Genomic DNA, 15,552 nt, shown 5'->3' with positions numbered 1-15,552 from the left:
GGCACTTTGCCGGATCACTCGGCGATATACCAGTCGCGACGGTGGTTCATCGCAACGATGAAGTTCAGCACCAGCGCGCCCAGAAGCGAGTAGAGAACCAGAGGAGGCGCGAGGATGAAGCTCGCGATGACAAACAGGCACAGGTCATGGATCAGCTGCGTCCAGCCGGCGCGGAAGCCGAACTTGTCTTGCAGGATCACGGCGACGATGGAGACGCCGCCGAGCGAGCCCTTGTGGCGGAAGAGGCCGAGCAGGCCGACGCCTGCCGAGATGCCGAACAGCACGGCGGCCACGGCGGGGTGGATTTCCGCGACATGCAGCACGGGTTTGAGCGCCTCGGCCATCAGCGAAACGAGCGTCACGGTCACGAGGCTCTTCAGCGCAAAGCCAGCGCCGCGCGCGTAATAGGCGAAGGCGTAGAAGGGGATGTTGATCACGAAGAACACGACCCCGAAGCTGAACCCGGTGATATAGGACAGGATCAGCGCGGCGCCCGCGGTGCCCCCGGTCACGAGGCCCGCGGCGCGCAGCAGGTGGATCCCCAGCGCGGCTTGGGCGGCGGCCACGACAAGGCCCTGCAGATCCTCGAGCTTCGAGTAATGCGGACGGGTCGCCTCTTTGGCTGCGATCTGGTCGGCGGTGATATGTGCGTCAGTGGTCATGACCCAATAATAGGGCATAATAGCTGACCTACCAAATCGCTGGGCGCAGGTCGGCTTTGCATCGCGCGAAAGGGTCGGGGCAGGGTGCGCGGACCCGTTGCCCGCAGATCACGCCCGGATCAGGTGGCGATATAGCGGTCGCGGCGGTGGTTGATCAGGATGATCACGTTCAGAACCATCGCGCCCAGAAGTGACCACAGCACCTTGTCGAGCGGCAGCACGAAGAGCGCGAAGAGGAACACGCCGCAATCGAACAGAATCTGCGTGCGGCCCGCTTTGAAACCGGTCTTGTCCTGCAGATAGAGCGCCACGATCCCCACGCCGCCAAGGCTCGCGCCGTGACGGAACAGGGCCAGAAGGCCCGCGCCTGCGGTCACGCCCGCCAGCACGGCGGCTGCGCCGGGGTGGAGGATGGCGAAGCTCAGAAGATGCGGGAATATCTCGGTAAATCCGGACAGGAGCGCGACCGAGAGCACCGTCTTCACCGTGAACCGCGCGCCCATCCGGCGGAAGGCCAGCCAGTAGAAGGGCAGGTTGAGCGTGAAGAAGATCGCGCCGAAGCTCCAGCCGGTGACGTAAGACAGCACCAGCGACAGGCCCGCGATCTGACCGGTGAACAGCCCCGCGCCATGCAGCAACGACACCGACAGCGCCACCAACAAGGTGCCGGTGAGAAGCCCTTGGGTGTCCTCGGGCAGGGTGTGGCGGTGCGGGTCTTGGATACGGGTTTCGCTCATGGCGCTCAGATGCCACGCGGCAACGCCAAGCGCAAGAACTGAGGCGCATCGGCAACAGAGGTGTCCAAATACCTGCGGGTCACAGTCGCGTGAGTTGCCGCCCTGTCTGCGATCGGGCCATGTGGCGGCATTCGCATTGCCCAAGACAAGAGGAGGGCCGCCATGATGTCATATCGCCAAGCCCTCGCATCGCAGTGCGAAACCCGTATCGGTTTTTCGGGCACCACTCGCGTCGCACGACGCCAGGACTGACCCTCCCGATACGCCCCGGGGCCTAGGCCCCACTCCCGCAAACTGACCCGATTTCCGCGTCCCGACCCTGTCGCGACGCATCCTGGCCGCGCTTTTGCGGTTCCCGTCGGGTCTTCTTTCACATCAGTAGAAGAAAGGCCGGTTGCGGGCGGGGTCCCGCGCCGGGACATGACATGATCCAGACTCTCCAGCGTCCGAGCGACGCATTCACCATCGAAGCCACGATCGCCAAATTCGGCGCAGGCAAAGTTCTCCGTGCGGCGCTGTTTTCGCTGATCGCGCGTGGCGGCAAACCGCGGGCCTTCGATGCGTCGCAGCTGAGCGATCACTTGCGGAGCGATATCGGGCTGGGGCCAGCCGAGCCTCCGCCCGAGCCGTGGAGGTTCATTCGGTAAGTGAAAGGGCCGGGCGTATGATGCGCCCGGCCCATCCCAAACGGAGGGACGCGCCCGACCTCGGGTGGGCGCTGTGCCTCGTTCGTGGCTTGGTGCTTTATCGCGAAAGCCCGTAAGTCGACGGTGCCTGCGATGTCTTCGTCAATGCGCCCTCCCTTGGGGGAGGTCGGGCGCGGCCCGGGGCTGGTCACCCCGTGCCAGAAACGAAAAAGGCGGGGCTAACCCCGCCTTTCTCAACCCGTTTCGCGCGCTTTACAGAGACAGCGACTTGTTCAGGTATTCGTCGATCTTCTCGAGGAAGCCCATCGTGGTCAGCCACTTCTGATCGGGGCCGACGAGCAGTGCGAGGTCCTTGGTCATGTGACCGTCTTCGACCGCCTGCACGCAGACCTTCTCGAGCGTTTCCGCGAAAGTCTGGAGCTGCGCGTTGCCGTCCAGCTTGGCGCGGTGCTTCAGGCCACCGGTCCAGGCGAAGATCGAGGCGATGGAGTTCGTCGAGGTCTCCTTGCCCTGCTGGTGCTGGCGGTAGTGACGCGTCACCGTGCCGTGGGCAGCCTCGGCCTCGACTGTCTTGCCATCGGGCGTCATCAGGATCGAGGTCATCAGGCCCAGCGAGCCGAAGCCCTGCGCGACGGTATCCGACTGCACGTCGCCGTCGTAGTTCTTGCAGGCCCAGACATAGCCGCCCGACCATTTCAGCGAGCTCGCCACCATGTCATCGATCAGGCGGTGCTCGTACCAGATGCCCGCTTCCTTGAACTTATCGGCGAATTCTTCCTCGAAGACCTGCTGGAACAGATCCTTGAAGCGGCCGTCATAGGCCTTGAGGATCGTGTTCTTGGTCGACAGGTACACCGGCCAGCCCTTCAGCAGACCGTAGTTCAGCGAGGCCCGCGCGAAGTCGATGATCGACTTGTCGAGGTTGTACATGCCCATCACGACGCCCGCGTCGGGGGCCTTGAATACTTCCTTCTCGATCACTTCGCCATCGTCGCCCACGAATTTCAGCGTGATCGTGCCCTTGCCGGGGAAGCGGAAATCGGTGGCCTTGTACTGGTCGCCATAGGCGTGACGGCCCACGACGATCGGCTTGGTCCAGCCCGGAACGAGGCGCGGGACGTTCTTGCAGATGATCGGCTCGCGGAAGATGACGCCGCCGAGGATGTTGCGGATCGTGCCGTTGGGCGAGCGATACATGCGCTTGAGGTTGAATTCCTCCATGCGCGCCTCGTCGGGGGTGATCGTCGCGCATTTGACGCCGACGCCGTATTGCTTGATCGCCTCGGCCGCATCGACGGTAATCTGGTCGTCGGTCGCGTCACGGCTCTCGATGCCGAGATCGTAATATTTCAGGTCGATATCGAGATAGGGCAGGATCAGCTTCTGCTTGATGAAGTCCCAGATGATGCGGGTCATCTCGTCGCCGTCGAGTTCGACGACGGGGTTGTCTACCTTGATCTTGGTCATGCGCGTTCCTTCCATATGCTTTGGGCCGATGTCGCGGGTCAAACCCACGGGCCAAATTCACGGGTTCGTGTTCCGGGGAGCCGGGAATCGAAAGGGGCGGCCCGCGCCGCCCCTTCTGTCTCAGTGCTCTCAGCCGATGATGGCGTTGAGCGTTTCGCTCGGGCGCATCACCGCGGCGAGCTTTTTCGGATCGGCGTGGTAGTAGCCGCCGATATCGGCAGGCTTGCCTTGGGCGGCTGCCAGTTCGGCCACGATCTTCGCTTCGCCATCGGCCAGCGCCTTGGCGATGGGGGCGAATTCGGCGGCCAGCTCGGCGTCGCTCGATTGCGCCGCCAGCGCGTCGGCCCAGTAGCGGGCGAACCAGTAGTGGCTGTCGCGGTTGTCGGGCTCGCCGACTTTGCGCGAGGGCGAGCGGTCGTTGTCGAGGATGCCCTGCGTCGCGGTCTCAACGGTTTCACCCAGCACGCGCGCTTTCGCGTTGTCGGTCTGGTCGGCGAAGAACTTGAAGCTCTCGCCCAATGCGCAGAATTCGCCAAGCGAGTCCCAACGCAGGTGGTTTTCTTCCACCAGCTGCTGGACGTGCTTGGGCGCCGAGCCGCCCGCGCCGGTCTCGAACAGACCGCCGCCCTGCATCAGCTTCACGATCGAGAGCATCTTGGCCGAGGTGGCGAGTTCAAGGATCGGGAACAGGTCGGTCAGGTAGTCGCGCAGCACGTTGCCGGTGATCGCGATGGTGTTCTCGCCCTTGGTGATGGTCTCGAGCGAGGCGATGGTCGCCTCACGCGGGGCCATGATCTCGAACTTGTCGGCCACGCCTTTGGCCTCCAGGATCGGCTTAACGAAGGAGATCAGCTCCGCATCGTGGGCGCGGGTCTCGTCGAGCCAGAAGATCGCGCGGTAGCCGGTCGCTTTCTGACGATCGATCGCGAGGTTCACCCAGTCTTCGATCGGCGCCTTGCGGGCCGAGGCCGAACGCCAGATGTCGCCCTTCTTCACGTCATGCGAATGCAGAACCGTGCCATCGTCCAGAACCATCTTCACGGTGCCGTCGGTCGGGATCTCGAAAGTGGTCGGGTGCGAGCCGTATTCCTCGGCTTTCTGCGCCATCAGGCCGATGTTCTGAACGGTGCCCGCAGTGGCGGGGTTCAGTTTGCCGTTGGCTTTGAAATACTCGATCGTCGCATCGTAGACCGGCGCATAGGAGCTGTCCGGGATCACGCAGACGCAGTCGTGTTCCTTGTTGTCCGGACCCCAGCCTTTGCCGCCAGCGCGGATCAGCGCGGGCATTGAGGCGTCGATGATGACGTCGGAGGGCACGTGCAGGTTGGTGATGCCCTTGTCCGAGTTCACCATATACATCGGCGGACGCTGGTCGCGGACTTCCTCGATCGCGGCGAGGATTTCCGGCTCGCCTTTGACGCGCTCCAGCAGATCGCCCATGCCCGAGGCCGGATCGACGCCGAGCGACTTCATCTTGTCGCCGTATTTCTCGAAGACCGGCTTGAGCCATTCCTTCACCGCGTGGCCGAAGATGATCGGGTCGGAGACCTTCATCATCGTCGCTTTCATATGCAGCGAGAACAGGACGCCTTCGTCCTTGGTCTTCTTGATTTCCTCGGCGAGGAAGGCGTCGAGCTTGTCAGCCGACATGTAGGTCGCGTCGACCACGGTGCCTTCGGGATAGCTCACGCCGTCCTTCAGAACGGTCTCGCCGTCTGCGCCTTCCAGAACGATCTTCGCGGTGGACGCCTTCGGCAGGGTGGCCGAGACCTCGTTCGAGAAGAAATCGCCCTCCGACATGGTGGCGACGCGGGTCTTGCTGTCGGCGGTCCACTCGCCCATGCGGTGCGGGTTGTTCTGCGCGAATTTCTTCACGGCAGCGGCGGCGCGGCGATCCGAGTTGCCCTCGCGCAGCACCGGGTTCACGGCCGAGCCCTTGATCGAGTCGTATTTCGCGCGGACGGCTTTTTCCTCATCCGTCTTCGGCTCTTCGGGGTAGTCGGGCAGGGCGTAGCCCTGACCCTGCAGCTCGCGCACGGCGGCGACCAGCTGCGGCACCGAAGCCGAGATGTTCGGCAGCTTGATGACGTTGGCCTGCGCCGTCTTCACGTAATCGCCGAGCCAGGCCAGATCGTCCGACTGGCGCTGCTCTTCGCTGAGCGCTTCGGGGAAGGTGGCGAGGATACGGCCCGCGAGCGAGATATCCTTGGTGCCCACCGAAATCCCGGCCGCTTGCGCGAATTTGCGGATGATCGGCAGCAGAGATGCGCTCGCCAGTTCCGGGGCCTCGTCGACCTTGGTGTAAATGATGTCAGGAGTGTTCTTGTCGCTCATGGCACAGCCCTCTTCGGTTGAAGCCTCGGTTTGCTGCCTCTTACCCGATTCAGATGCGCTTGGCTAGACGGTATGCGATTGTATACGGAGGTTCCGTGAAATCCCCGAGGAACCCCGGCGGAATAGGGGGGGAGGGCCGGGCGCGTTCTTCAGCTGCGCGCCGCGAACCAGCCTTCGACACGCGCGCGCACCCAGTCCCATACCGCAGGCGCGCCGCGGGCGATCTTGGTGCCGATGCGCTCTTCGAGTTGCGGAAAGCTCACGTCGTACTCGATCCACGACCCGCCGCCCGACTGGTGGTTGAGCAGCACAGGCTGCACCCGGTCGAGCGATTTGGCGAAGATCGCGTCGGGGCTCTCGTTGGCCTCGAATTCGAGCCAGAGCGCCAGCATCTGTGCCCCCTGATCCTCGGGCAACAGCCCGAAGATACGTTCCGCGGCGGCGGCTTCGGCTTTCTGGATGTCTTCCGCACCATGCGCCGTGCCGCCTTTGGAATGGATCGGCACATCGCCCACGTCGATCTCGACCAGATCGTGCAGCAAAAGCATGCGGATCACCCGGTCGATCGAGACGCCTTCGGGCGCCTGCTCGGCCAGCGTCAGCGCATAGAGCGCGAGCGACCAGCTATGCTCGCCCGAGTTTTCGGGACGCGAGGCGTCATGGATCGGCGTCGCGCGGGTCACCGATTTCAGTTTCTCGGCCTCGGCGAGGAAGGCGAATTGCTGGTCGAGCCGGGTCATGTGCGTCTCCAGAGCCGGGGTAGAAGCAGAAGCAGCGCCACGAAGGCGAAGAGACCGCCGGCGCGCCAGCTCAACGCGCGGTCGGTATAGCCGGAACAGTCGAGGTTCGGCGCCGCGAAGGCGTAGAACAGGACCGTGGCGAGGATCGAGAAGACGACGATGCCCATCCCAAGAACCGGCGGGATCGCGCGGTTCGCGGCTGCGAGCAAAAGCCCGGTCCAGCCCAGCCAGAGCGGGACGACCACGATGATCATATGCATCGGGTTTGCGAGCAATTCGCCCAAGCCCCGGATCAGCGCTTCGCCGCGCGAGGACGCGCCGCTCCACTCTCCGTCGCAAATCATGTGGCTTGCATGAAAGGCTGTCGCGATGATCAGCGACAGGGCTAGGGAGAGGGCTGCTGCGAAAACGACGCGCGCGGCCCCCGGGCTCATGATCCGGTCCCGGATTCCGGTGTCTTCGCCGCTGCCTGCGCCCGCTTTTCCAATTCGACCAGCTTGCGCTCGAAGAATTCGCGGCCACGTTGCTCGGCCATATGCAGGCGACAGGCCGTGATATAGGCCTCCTGCAGCGAGGGCGACGACGTGCCGATATAGTTGCTCACCTCCATGAAGAGGCGATCGTCGTCGTATTTGCGCATCGCCTCCATCGTGTCGGTGGCGAGCTTCTCGGCCAGTTCGTCGATCAGCGCCATTAGCGCGTGCCCTCCGTCAGGCGGCGGCGGACATAGGTCTGAACCGTGTCGATCATCGGCTGCATATGGGCTTCTTCGTTCTTGAAGAAGTGATCCGCGCCTTCGATGACCTCATGGGTGATCGTGATGCCCTTCTGCTCCTGCAGCTTGGAGACCAGTTGCTCGGTCTCTTTGGGCTGCGCGATCCGGTCGTTCGTGCCGTTGATGATCAGACCCGAGGACGGGCAGGGCGCGAGGAAGGAATAGTCGTAATTGCCGGGGCCGGGCGACGAGGGGCCGGGCGGGGCAACGGAGATGAAGCCGGTGATCTCGGGGCGGCGCATCAGCAGCTGCATGCCGATCCACGCGCCGAAGGAATGGCCCGCGACCCAGCAATGCTTCGAGTTGGGGTTCATCGTCTGCAGGTAGTCCAGCGCCGAAGCCGCATCGGACAATTCGCCCACGCCCTGATCGTATTCGCCTTGGCTGCGGCCCACGCCCCGGAAGTTGAAGCGCAGAACGGTGAAGCCCATTTTGAAGAAGGCGTAATGCAGGTTGTAGACGACGCGGTTGTTCATCGTGCCGCCGAATTGCGGGTCGGGGTGCAGAATGATCGCGATCGGCGCGTCGGGTGCGGGCTGCGGGTGGTAGCGCCCCTCGAGGCGACCTTCGGGACCGGGAAAAATGACTTCGGGCATCGTCTCTCGTTTTTATTGCGCCAGCTCTGGGTTCCTTGGGCGCCTGCGCTCCTGCCTTTCTTGACGGGTCGGCGCGGCTGGCCTAGGAGAAAGCCTCCCCCGGCGCCATGCCGGGAGATCGGGCATTGGTGGAGGTAATCGGCCCTCGCGCTTGCGTCAATGCTTTAGCAATGATTCACTCCTGCGCGGGCGGTGTTTTCGAGCCGATTTTCGGCTAAATACGGGTTCGGATGGGTCTCGGGCCGAGGAGGGTGCATGAAACTGTCGACGAAAGGCCGTTACGCGATGGTCGCGCTGGTCGATCTGGCGCTGGCGGGCGAAGGCAGCCGGACCTCTCTGGCGGCGCTGTCCGAGCGTCAGGATATCTCGCTGCCCTATCTCGAGCAGCTCTTCGTGCGGCTGCGCCGGGCGGGGCTGGTGAATTCGGTGCGCGGTCCGGGTGGCGGCTATCGGCTGGCGCGCTGCCCGTCGGAAATTCGCATCTCGGAGATTTTCGAGGCCGTGGACGAGACCGTCTCGGCGATGCATGTGGGCGCTGGCGCCTCGGGCGCGATTTCGGGCTCGCGCGCGCAGTCGATGGCGAACCGCCTCTGGGAGAGCCTGTCGGCGCAGGTCTTCGTCTTCCTGCACCAGACGACGCTGGAAGATGTGGTGAAGAACCGCATGAAACCCTGTCCGGCCGTGCCGAGCCTGTTTTCGGTCGTCGACGAGTAACTCCGACCGCCGGGGCGTGATGGCCTCTCGCGGACGCTCCGCGGGGGATATTTTTGCCAAGTCGAAAGCGCGCCCTTTCTTCTGGGGCGCGGCTGCCCTATCCCCGCCGCAGCTATCCGACATTTAACCAAGCGGAGCGTATCATGGCGCGCAGCTATCTCGACTGGAACGCGACAACGCCGCTGAGATCAGAGGCCCGCGCGGCGATGATCGAAGCGATGGATGTGGTGGGCAACCCGTCATCGGTGCATTCCGAGGGGCGTGCGGCGAAGGCCCTGATGGAGCGCGCGCGGGCTCAGGTCGCGGCGGCTTTGGGGGCCGAGGGGCAGGATGTGATCTTCACCTCAGGCGCGACCGAGGCCGCGGCGCTGGCGCTTGGCGGGCGCGAGGTGCATTGCGCGGGCGTCGAGCATGACGCGATCCGCAGCTGGTGCATCGAGGATCTGCCCGTCGACCGGGCAGGGCGGATCACTGTCGCCGATCCCGTAAATTCGGCCCTGCAGCTGGCCAATTCCGAGACCGGCGTGGTGCAGGATCTGCCCGAGGGGCTGTATCTGAGCGATCTCACCCAAGGCTTCGGCAAGATCCCCTTCGCGTTCAATTGGCTAGGCACCACCTGCGGCATCGTCTCGGCGCATAAGCTGGGTGGGCCGAAGGGCGTGGGCGCGCTGATCGTGAAGCGCGGCACGGATATCGCGGCGCAGCTCAAAGGTGGTGGTCAGGAGATGGGTCGGCGGGCCGGCACGGAGAACCTGATCGGCATTGCGGGCTTCGGTGCGGCAGCCGAAGCCGCCTCGCGTGATCTTGAGGGCGGAATCTGGCGCGAGATCGAAAAACTTAGAAACATTCTAGAAAACGCCATTGCGGATCGGGCAAGCGAGACTATTTTTGTCGGGAATGAATCGCACAGGCTTCCGAACACCTCCTGCTTCATCACGCCCGGCTGGAAGGGCGAGACGCAGGTGATGCAGATGGACCTGGGCGGGTTCGCGGTTTCCGCAGGCTCCGCCTGTTCGAGCGGGAAGGTCAAAAGCTCTGCTGCGCTGGTCGCGATGGGCTTTTCGGAAACCGAAGCGGGATCGGCCTTGCGGGTCTCGCTGGGGCCGCAGAGCCGCGAAGAAGATGTCATGCGTTTCGCCGAACACTGGCTGAAATGCGAAGCGAAACACCGCGCACGGCGCGGGTAAGAGATGGGAGAGCCGGATATGGCGGGCGTTGATCAGGTGGAAGTACGTGAGGGCGTCGATCGCGAGACGGTCGAGACCGTCCAGAATATGGGCACCTACAAATACGGCTGGGACACCGATATCGAGATGGAATACGCGCCGAAAGGCGTGAACACGGATATCGTCCGCCTCATCTCGGACAAGAACAAAGAGCCCGAGTGGATGACCGAATGGCGTCTGCAGGCCTTCTCGCGCTGGGAAGATATGCCCAAGCCGAACTGGGCGCTGCTGAAGGTTCCGGAAATCGACTTTCAGGACCAGTATTACTACGCGCGCCCGAAGAGCATGGTCGAGAAGCCCAAGTCGCTCGACGAGGTCGATCCCAAGCTGCTCGCGACCTATGAGAAGCTCGGCATTCCGCTGAAGGAACAGATGATCCTCGCGGGCGTCGAAGGCGCGGAGGACATCAACCTCGAAGATCGCCAGATCGCGGTCGACGCTGTGTTCGACTCCGTCTCCGTCGGGACCACCTTCAAGGACAAGCTGGCCGAGGCGGGCGTGATCTTCTGCTCGATCTCGGAAGCGATCCAGGAACACCCGGAGCTGGTGAAGAAATATCTCGGCTCGGTCGTGCCGCAGGCGGATAACTTCTACGCCGCGCTGAATTCGGCCGTGTTCTCGGACGGCTCCTTCGTCTACGTGCCGCCGGGCGTGCGCTGCCCGATGGAACTCTCGACCTATTTCCGCATCAACGCGGAGAATACCGGGCAGTTCGAGCGCACCCTGATCATCGCCGACAAGGGCTCGTATGTGTCCTATCTCGAAGGCTGCACCGCGCCCAAGCGCGACACCGCGCAGCTGCACGCGGCCGTGGTCGAGATCATCGTCGAGGAAGACGCCGAGGTGAAATATTCCACGGTGCAGAACTGGTTCCCGGGCGATGAGGACGGCAAGGGCGGCATCTACAACTTCGTCACCAAGCGTGCCGATTGCCGCGGCGACCGCGCCAAGGTGATGTGGACGCAGGTCGAGACCGGCTCCGCGATCACGTGGAAATACCCGTCCTGCATCCTGCGCGGCAACGAGAGCCAGGGCGAGTTCTACTCGATCGCCATCGCGAATAACTGGCAGCAGGCCGATACCGGCACCAAGATGATCCATCTGGGCAAGGACACCCGCTCGCGGATCGTGTCCAAGGGCATCTCGGCCGGTCAGGCACAGAACACCTATCGCGGTCTCGTCTCGATGCACCCGAAAGCGACTGACTCGCGCAACTATACGCAATGTGACTCGCTGCTGATCGGCGACAAATGCGGCGCGCACACGGTTCCCTATATCGAGGTGAAGAACAACTCGAGCCGGGTCGAGCATGAGGCCACCACCTCGAAGGTCGATGACGACCAGCTGTTCTATTGCCGCGCCCGCGGGATGGACGAGGAAGAGGCCGTGGCGCTCGTCGTCAACGGGTTCTGCCGCGAAGTCCTTCAGGCGCTGCCGATGGAATTCGCGATGGAAGCTCAAAGCCTTGTGGCGATTTCGCTGGAGGGGAGCGTCGGGTGATCTTCACGCGCGCAAATATCGAAATTGCCGAGGATCTGCCGCATTTCGGGCATAATCCTTATGCATGTCTTAACCTGTCCAAATGGATAGGTGAGGGCCATGACGGTATCGAGCGCCAGTTTCAACGACCGCCTCGCGCGGATCGAGCAAACGCGGAAAACGGCGAAGGGCCGGATTCAGCTGCATATCGGGGATCAGGAAGCCTGGGTGGCCAACGATGCCGAGATGTTGCGTCAGGTCATCGCCAAACCGCGTCACTCGCGGTTCGCTGTGCTGAAGGTCGTGCCGGCTTTGATGGTCGGGGTCTTGGGAATGGTGATCGTGACGGCGCTCAAGATGCGCTTTCTGACGCCGGAACTCGCCGAGAAAGTGGGCTCCAACCCGGATCTGGTCCTCGTGGTTGCGGCGGTGCTGACGGCCTTCGGGCTGGGTATGGTGCTGCGGCTCGCCTCGGTGAAACTGATGGCGGTGCAATTGCTGGGCGTCGCGCTGGCCTTCGTGGGGCTGCACAATATCGCGTTCTGGGAACCGGACATGGCGGCGCTCGCCTTCACGCCCGACTGGGTGGAGCAGCAGACCGCGCAATTCGAGCCGCGCACCCTGCGCTACGCCGAGACCACCATCCGCTTCTGACCCTTCGCGCGCCCGCCGCGGCCCGCACGGGTCGCCAAACGGGAGAGCGCGCATGATCGTCACCACCACCCCCACCATCGAAGGTCGCCCGATCGCGACCTATCATGGCATCGTCGTGGGCGAAGCCATCATGGGCGCCAATGTCGTCCGCGATATCTTCGCGCAGGTCACCGATATCATCGGCGGCCGCTCCGGCGCCTACGAATCCAAATTGCAAGACGCGCGCGCCACGGCGCTCGGCGAGCTTGAAGACCGCGCCCGCGAGCTGGGCGCGAATGCCGTTGTCGGCGTCGATCTCGACTACGAGGTCGTCGGCCAATCCATGCTTATGGTGTCGGCCTCCGGCACCGCTGTAACCGTATCCTGAGGAAGAACCATGCTTGATATCAAGAACCTGCACGTCAAACTGGAAGAAGAGGACAAGCAGATCCTCAAGGGCGTCAACCTGAGCGTCGAGTCCGGCAAGGTCCATGCGATCATGGGGCCGAACGGGTCCGGTAAGTCGACGCTGTCCTATGTGCTCTCGGGCCGCGATGGCTACGAGGTCACCGAAGGCGAAGCGCATCTCAACGACACCGACCTGCTGGAGGCCGAGCCCGAAGAGCGCGCGGCGGCAGGCCTGTTCCTCGCGTTCCAGTACCCGGTGGAAATCCCCGGCGTCGGCAACATGACCTTCCTGCGCACCGCGCTCAACGCACAGCGCAAGGCGCGCGGCGAGGAGGAAATCTCCGCTGGCGACTTCCTGAAACTGGTGCGCGGCAAGGCAAAATCGCTCAAGATCGACGCGGACATGCTCAAGCGTCCGGTCAATGTCGGCTTCTCGGGCGGTGAGAAAAAGCGTAACGAAATCCTGCAGATGGCGATCCTCGAGCCGAAGATGTGCATCCTCGACGAGACCGATTCCGGCCTCGACGTCGACGCGATGCGTCTGGTGGCGGAAGGCGTGAACGCGCTGCGTGACGAGGGCCGTTCCTTCCTCGTGATCACCCACTACCAGCGCCTGCTCGACCACATCAAACCCGATGTCGTCCACATCATGGCGGATGGCCGCATCATCGAGACCGGCGGGCCGGAACTGGCCCTCGAAGTCGAGAAGAACGGCTATGCCGACCTGCTCGCGAAACACGGGATCTCGGAGGTGATGGCGTAATGTCGGCAGTCGAGAAAATGACCCCCGCCGAGACGCGGCTGGCGCGCGTTTCTCTGCCCGACGGGTTCGGGCCGCAACGCCGCGCCGCGCTGGAGCGTCTGAATGCGATGGGCCTGCCGGGCCGTCGCGACGAATACTGGCGCTGGACCAACCCGACCGATTTCATCGCGCCCGATCCGGTGCCCGCGGCGCCGTTCAGCGACGACGAGCCGGAGATTTTCGGCGATATCGACCGGCTCAAGATCGTGTTCCGCGACGGCGTGTTCGATGCCGAGGCCTCGGACGATCTGTCGATGTCCGGCGTCGAGATCCTGCGTCTGGCCGATGCGCCCGACGTGAACTGGGCCAGCAGCCTTTACGGTACGCTGGAAGCCAACGGTCAGGACCCGGTGAAGCGTCCCTTCGCGGCGCTCAACACCGCGTCCGCAACCGATGGTGTGCTGATCCGCGTGACCGGTGCCGCCGAGAAACCCGTGAGCCTGATTTACACCCATGAATCAGAGACTTCCGACCCGATCCTGCATCACCTCGTGAAGCTGGAAGAGGGCGCGGAGATCACGGTTCTGGAGAACGGCCCGGCGGGCGCGCGCTTCAACAAGCTGATGGAAGTGGACGTCGCCAAGGGCGCGAAATTCCACCACATCCGCGTGCAGGGCCGCGATCACGAGCGTCGGGCGATCACCTCGATCTTCACCCGCGTCGCGGAAGAAGGTCTGTTTAAGAGCTTCACGCTGACCTCGAACGGGGTGCTGACGCGCAATGAATGCGTGATCGACATCGTGGGCGACGACGCGAATGCCCATGTCGCGGGCGCGGCTCTTGGCGATGGCAAGACCGGCAAGTTCCACCACGACGACACTATCTTCATTACCCATGGGGCCGAGCGCGGCGAGAGCCGTCAGGTCTTCAAGAAGGTGCTGAAGAACGGCGCCGAAGGCATCTTCCAGGGTAAGATCCTCGTGAAGCCGGGCGCGCAGAAGACCGATGGCTACCAGATCAGCCAGTCGCTGCTGCTCGACGAGAACAGCCAGTTCCTCGCCAAGCCGGAACTCGAGATCTACGCCGATGACGTGCAGTGCTCGCATGGCTCGACCACCGGTGCGATCGACGAGACCGCGCTCTTCTACCTGCGTTCGCGCGGCGTGCCGGAAGAAGAAGCCACCGCGCTTCTGGTTCTGAGCTTCGTCGCCGATGCCATTGAAGAGATTGAGGAAGAGCGGTTCCGCGATGCGATCCTGACCCGGTTGGAAGGGTGGCTCGCACGCCATCGCGGCTGAGGCGTAGCGATGTCCGCCACCGACGATATCCGGCGCAGCTATCGGCGTCCGCGCGTGGTGATGCGCGAGCATCTCGCGCGCCCGGCCTCCGAGCCGCGCGCGCTGGTCTTCCTGCTTGCGGCGCTGACCGTGATCTTCATCGCGCAATGGCCGCGGCTGTCGCGGATCGCGCATGAGATGCCCGACCAGCCGATGGTCGGGCTGATGATGGGCACGGTGCTGGCGCTGCTCGCGACCGTGCCCGTCTTCTACGCGATTGCGGCACTGAGCCACCTTGTGCTGAGGCTCCTCGGCGGGCAGGGAAGCTGGTATGGTGCGCGGGTCGCGCTGTTCTGGTCGCTTCTGGCGGTCTCGCCGCTGATGCTGCTGCAAGGGCTCGTGGCGGGGTTCATCGGGCGCGGCGGGGAACTTTCGCTCGTTTCCGCGCTTGTGACCGTGGCCTTCGTCCTGCTATGGGGCGCTGCGTTGCGCGTGGTAGAATTCGAAGGAAAAACAAACTGATGCAGCCCGATCTTAAAGAATGGCTTATCCGTAGCTTCACCGATCCGAAATCGGTTGCGCGCGATTTGATCGGGCTGAATCTGAACGCCAATGCGCGGTTCATGGCGATGGTTCTGGTGGTCGTGATGACCGCAATCCTCGGCACGCTCGCGCAGCTGGTGTTCAGCTTCATCACCAAGGTGGATATCGGCACGGTGACGCCGCCGCTGACCGTGGTGGGGCTGCAGGGCGCGCTTCTGGTCTATGGTGCCTTCGCCATGTCTTTCGTCGGCCAACGCTTTGGCGGGCATGGGAAATTCCCGGATGCGCTGCTGCTTCTGACCTGGATCGAATTCGTTCTGATGATCGGTCAGATGATCCAGGTCGTGCTGATGGTCTTCTTCCCGATCTCGGCCACGCTGATGTCGGTGCTGCTGGTGGCGCTGATGTTCTACTTGCTGGTGCAGTTCACGATGGTTCTGCACGGGTTCGAAAACCCCGTGGCGACCGGCTTCGGGGTTATCCTGACCTTTCTGGGCTCGGCGATGATCGCGGGGATCGTGCTGGTGTCGACCGGCCTCGTGCAAATGCCCGCAGACCCCGCGTCACTCTGA

18 protein-coding genes are annotated in these 15,552 nt (G+C 63.4%); 10 read left to right on the top strand and 8 right to left on the bottom strand.

Going from position 1 to position 15,552, the window contains the following annotated elements:
* Nucleotides 1–14 precede the first annotated feature (14 nt).
* Nucleotides 15–662, bottom strand: a complete 648-nt coding sequence (locus AXZ77_RS09845) for a YitT family protein (protein ID WP_078601379.1) — start codon at nt 660–662, stop codon at nt 15–17.
* Nucleotides 663–781: 119 nt separating this feature from the next.
* A complete protein-coding gene (locus AXZ77_RS09840; RefSeq protein WP_078550287.1) occupies nt 782–1,399 on the bottom strand; it encodes a YitT family protein in 618 nt (205 codons plus the stop codon).
* Nucleotides 1,400–1,824: 425 nt separating this feature from the next.
* Between AXZ77_RS09840 and AXZ77_RS09835 the strand changes: the two genes are divergently transcribed.
* A complete protein-coding gene (locus AXZ77_RS09835; RefSeq protein WP_098411010.1) occupies nt 1,825–2,046 on the top strand; it encodes a hypothetical protein in 222 nt (73 codons plus the stop codon).
* 252 nt (nt 2,047–2,298) lie between these two features.
* Here the strand turns inward: AXZ77_RS09835 and AXZ77_RS09830 are convergent, their stop codons facing one another.
* The 6 genes from AXZ77_RS09830 to AXZ77_RS09805 all read right to left on the bottom strand — a co-directional run bounded on the left by AXZ77_RS09830 (nt 2,299) and on the right by AXZ77_RS09805 (nt 7,958).
* Nucleotides 2,299–3,513, bottom strand: coding sequence for an NADP-dependent isocitrate dehydrogenase (locus tag AXZ77_RS09830; protein ID WP_098411009.1), 1,215 nt, complete (start codon nt 3,511–3,513; stop codon nt 2,299–2,301).
* Nucleotides 3,514–3,642: 129 nt separating this feature from the next.
* Nucleotides 3,643–5,847 (bottom strand): NADP-dependent isocitrate dehydrogenase, encoded by a 2,205-nt coding sequence (locus tag AXZ77_RS09825; protein ID WP_098411008.1) that lies wholly within the window; start codon nt 5,845–5,847, stop codon nt 3,643–3,645.
* Nucleotides 5,848–5,996: 149 nt separating this feature from the next.
* Nucleotides 5,997–6,587: an HD family hydrolase gene (locus tag AXZ77_RS09820; protein ID WP_098411007.1), complete on the bottom strand. Its 591-nt coding sequence runs from the start codon at nt 6,585–6,587 to the stop codon at nt 5,997–5,999.
* Nucleotides 6,584–7,021 carry a hypothetical protein gene (locus AXZ77_RS09815; RefSeq protein ID WP_078540871.1) on the bottom strand — a complete coding sequence of 146 codons (438 nt, stop codon included), beginning with the start codon at nt 7,019–7,021 and terminating at the stop codon, nt 6,584–6,586. Before AXZ77_RS09815 ends, AXZ77_RS09820 begins: the two co-directional genes overlap by 4 nt.
* On the bottom strand, nt 7,018–7,281 hold the full coding sequence (locus tag AXZ77_RS09810; protein ID WP_176536006.1) for a hypothetical protein: 264 nt from the start codon (nt 7,279–7,281) through the stop codon (nt 7,018–7,020). The genes AXZ77_RS09815 and AXZ77_RS09810 overlap by 4 nt, the downstream gene beginning before the upstream one ends.
* Complete coding sequence (locus AXZ77_RS09805) at nt 7,281–7,958, bottom strand: alpha/beta hydrolase (protein ID WP_078540872.1); 678 nt, start codon at nt 7,956–7,958, stop codon at nt 7,281–7,283. Before AXZ77_RS09805 ends, AXZ77_RS09810 begins: the two co-directional genes overlap by 1 nt.
* A 255-nt stretch (nt 7,959–8,213) precedes the next feature.
* On the opposite strand from AXZ77_RS09805, the gene AXZ77_RS09800 reads away from it, so the two are divergent.
* The 9 genes from AXZ77_RS09800 (at nt 8,214) to AXZ77_RS09760 (ending at nt 15,552) form a co-directional block, all read left to right on the top strand.
* Nucleotides 8,214–8,672 (top strand): Rrf2 family transcriptional regulator, encoded by a 459-nt coding sequence (locus AXZ77_RS09800; protein WP_098411006.1) that lies wholly within the window; start codon nt 8,214–8,216, stop codon nt 8,670–8,672.
* 143 nt (nt 8,673–8,815) lie between these two features.
* Complete coding sequence (locus tag AXZ77_RS09795) at nt 8,816–9,859, top strand: cysteine desulfurase family protein (protein WP_098411005.1); 1,044 nt, start codon at nt 8,816–8,818, stop codon at nt 9,857–9,859.
* A gap of 18 nt (nt 9,860–9,877) precedes the next feature.
* A complete protein-coding gene (gene sufB / locus AXZ77_RS09790; protein ID WP_078601385.1) occupies nt 9,878–11,398 on the top strand; it encodes a Fe-S cluster assembly protein SufB in 1,521 nt (506 codons plus the stop codon).
* Nucleotides 11,399–11,497: 99 nt separating this feature from the next.
* Complete coding sequence (locus AXZ77_RS09785) at nt 11,498–12,031, top strand: hypothetical protein (RefSeq protein ID WP_098411004.1); 534 nt, start codon at nt 11,498–11,500, stop codon at nt 12,029–12,031.
* A 52-nt stretch (nt 12,032–12,083) separates the two neighbouring features.
* Nucleotides 12,084–12,398 (top strand): heavy metal-binding domain-containing protein, encoded by a 315-nt coding sequence (locus AXZ77_RS09780; protein WP_075774851.1) that lies wholly within the window; start codon nt 12,084–12,086, stop codon nt 12,396–12,398.
* Between the two features lie 9 nt (nt 12,399–12,407).
* The gene (gene sufC / locus AXZ77_RS09775) at nt 12,408–13,181 is read left to right on the top strand and encodes a Fe-S cluster assembly ATPase SufC (protein ID WP_078540880.1); all 774 of its coding nucleotides are present in this window, start codon (nt 12,408–12,410) and stop codon (nt 13,179–13,181) included.
* A complete protein-coding gene (gene sufD / locus AXZ77_RS09770; RefSeq protein WP_098411003.1) occupies nt 13,181–14,458 on the top strand; it encodes a Fe-S cluster assembly protein SufD in 1,278 nt (425 codons plus the stop codon). The genes sufC and sufD overlap by 1 nt, the downstream gene beginning before the upstream one ends.
* A gap of 9 nt (nt 14,459–14,467) precedes the next feature.
* Nucleotides 14,468–14,959, top strand: coding sequence for a Yip1 family protein (locus AXZ77_RS09765; protein ID WP_078571056.1), 492 nt, complete (start codon nt 14,468–14,470; stop codon nt 14,957–14,959).
* The gene (locus tag AXZ77_RS09760) at nt 14,959–15,552 is read left to right on the top strand and encodes a YIP1 family protein (protein WP_158522163.1); all 594 of its coding nucleotides are present in this window, start codon (nt 14,959–14,961) and stop codon (nt 15,550–15,552) included. The genes AXZ77_RS09765 and AXZ77_RS09760 overlap by 1 nt, the downstream gene beginning before the upstream one ends.

It is taken from the genome of Thioclava sp. ES.031 (assembly GCF_002563775.1).
GTDB lineage: Bacteria > Pseudomonadota > Alphaproteobacteria > Rhodobacterales > Rhodobacteraceae > Thioclava.
The sequence above is the reverse complement of the archived record's forward strand: the minus strand, read 5'-3'. Positions and strand labels throughout refer to the sequence as shown.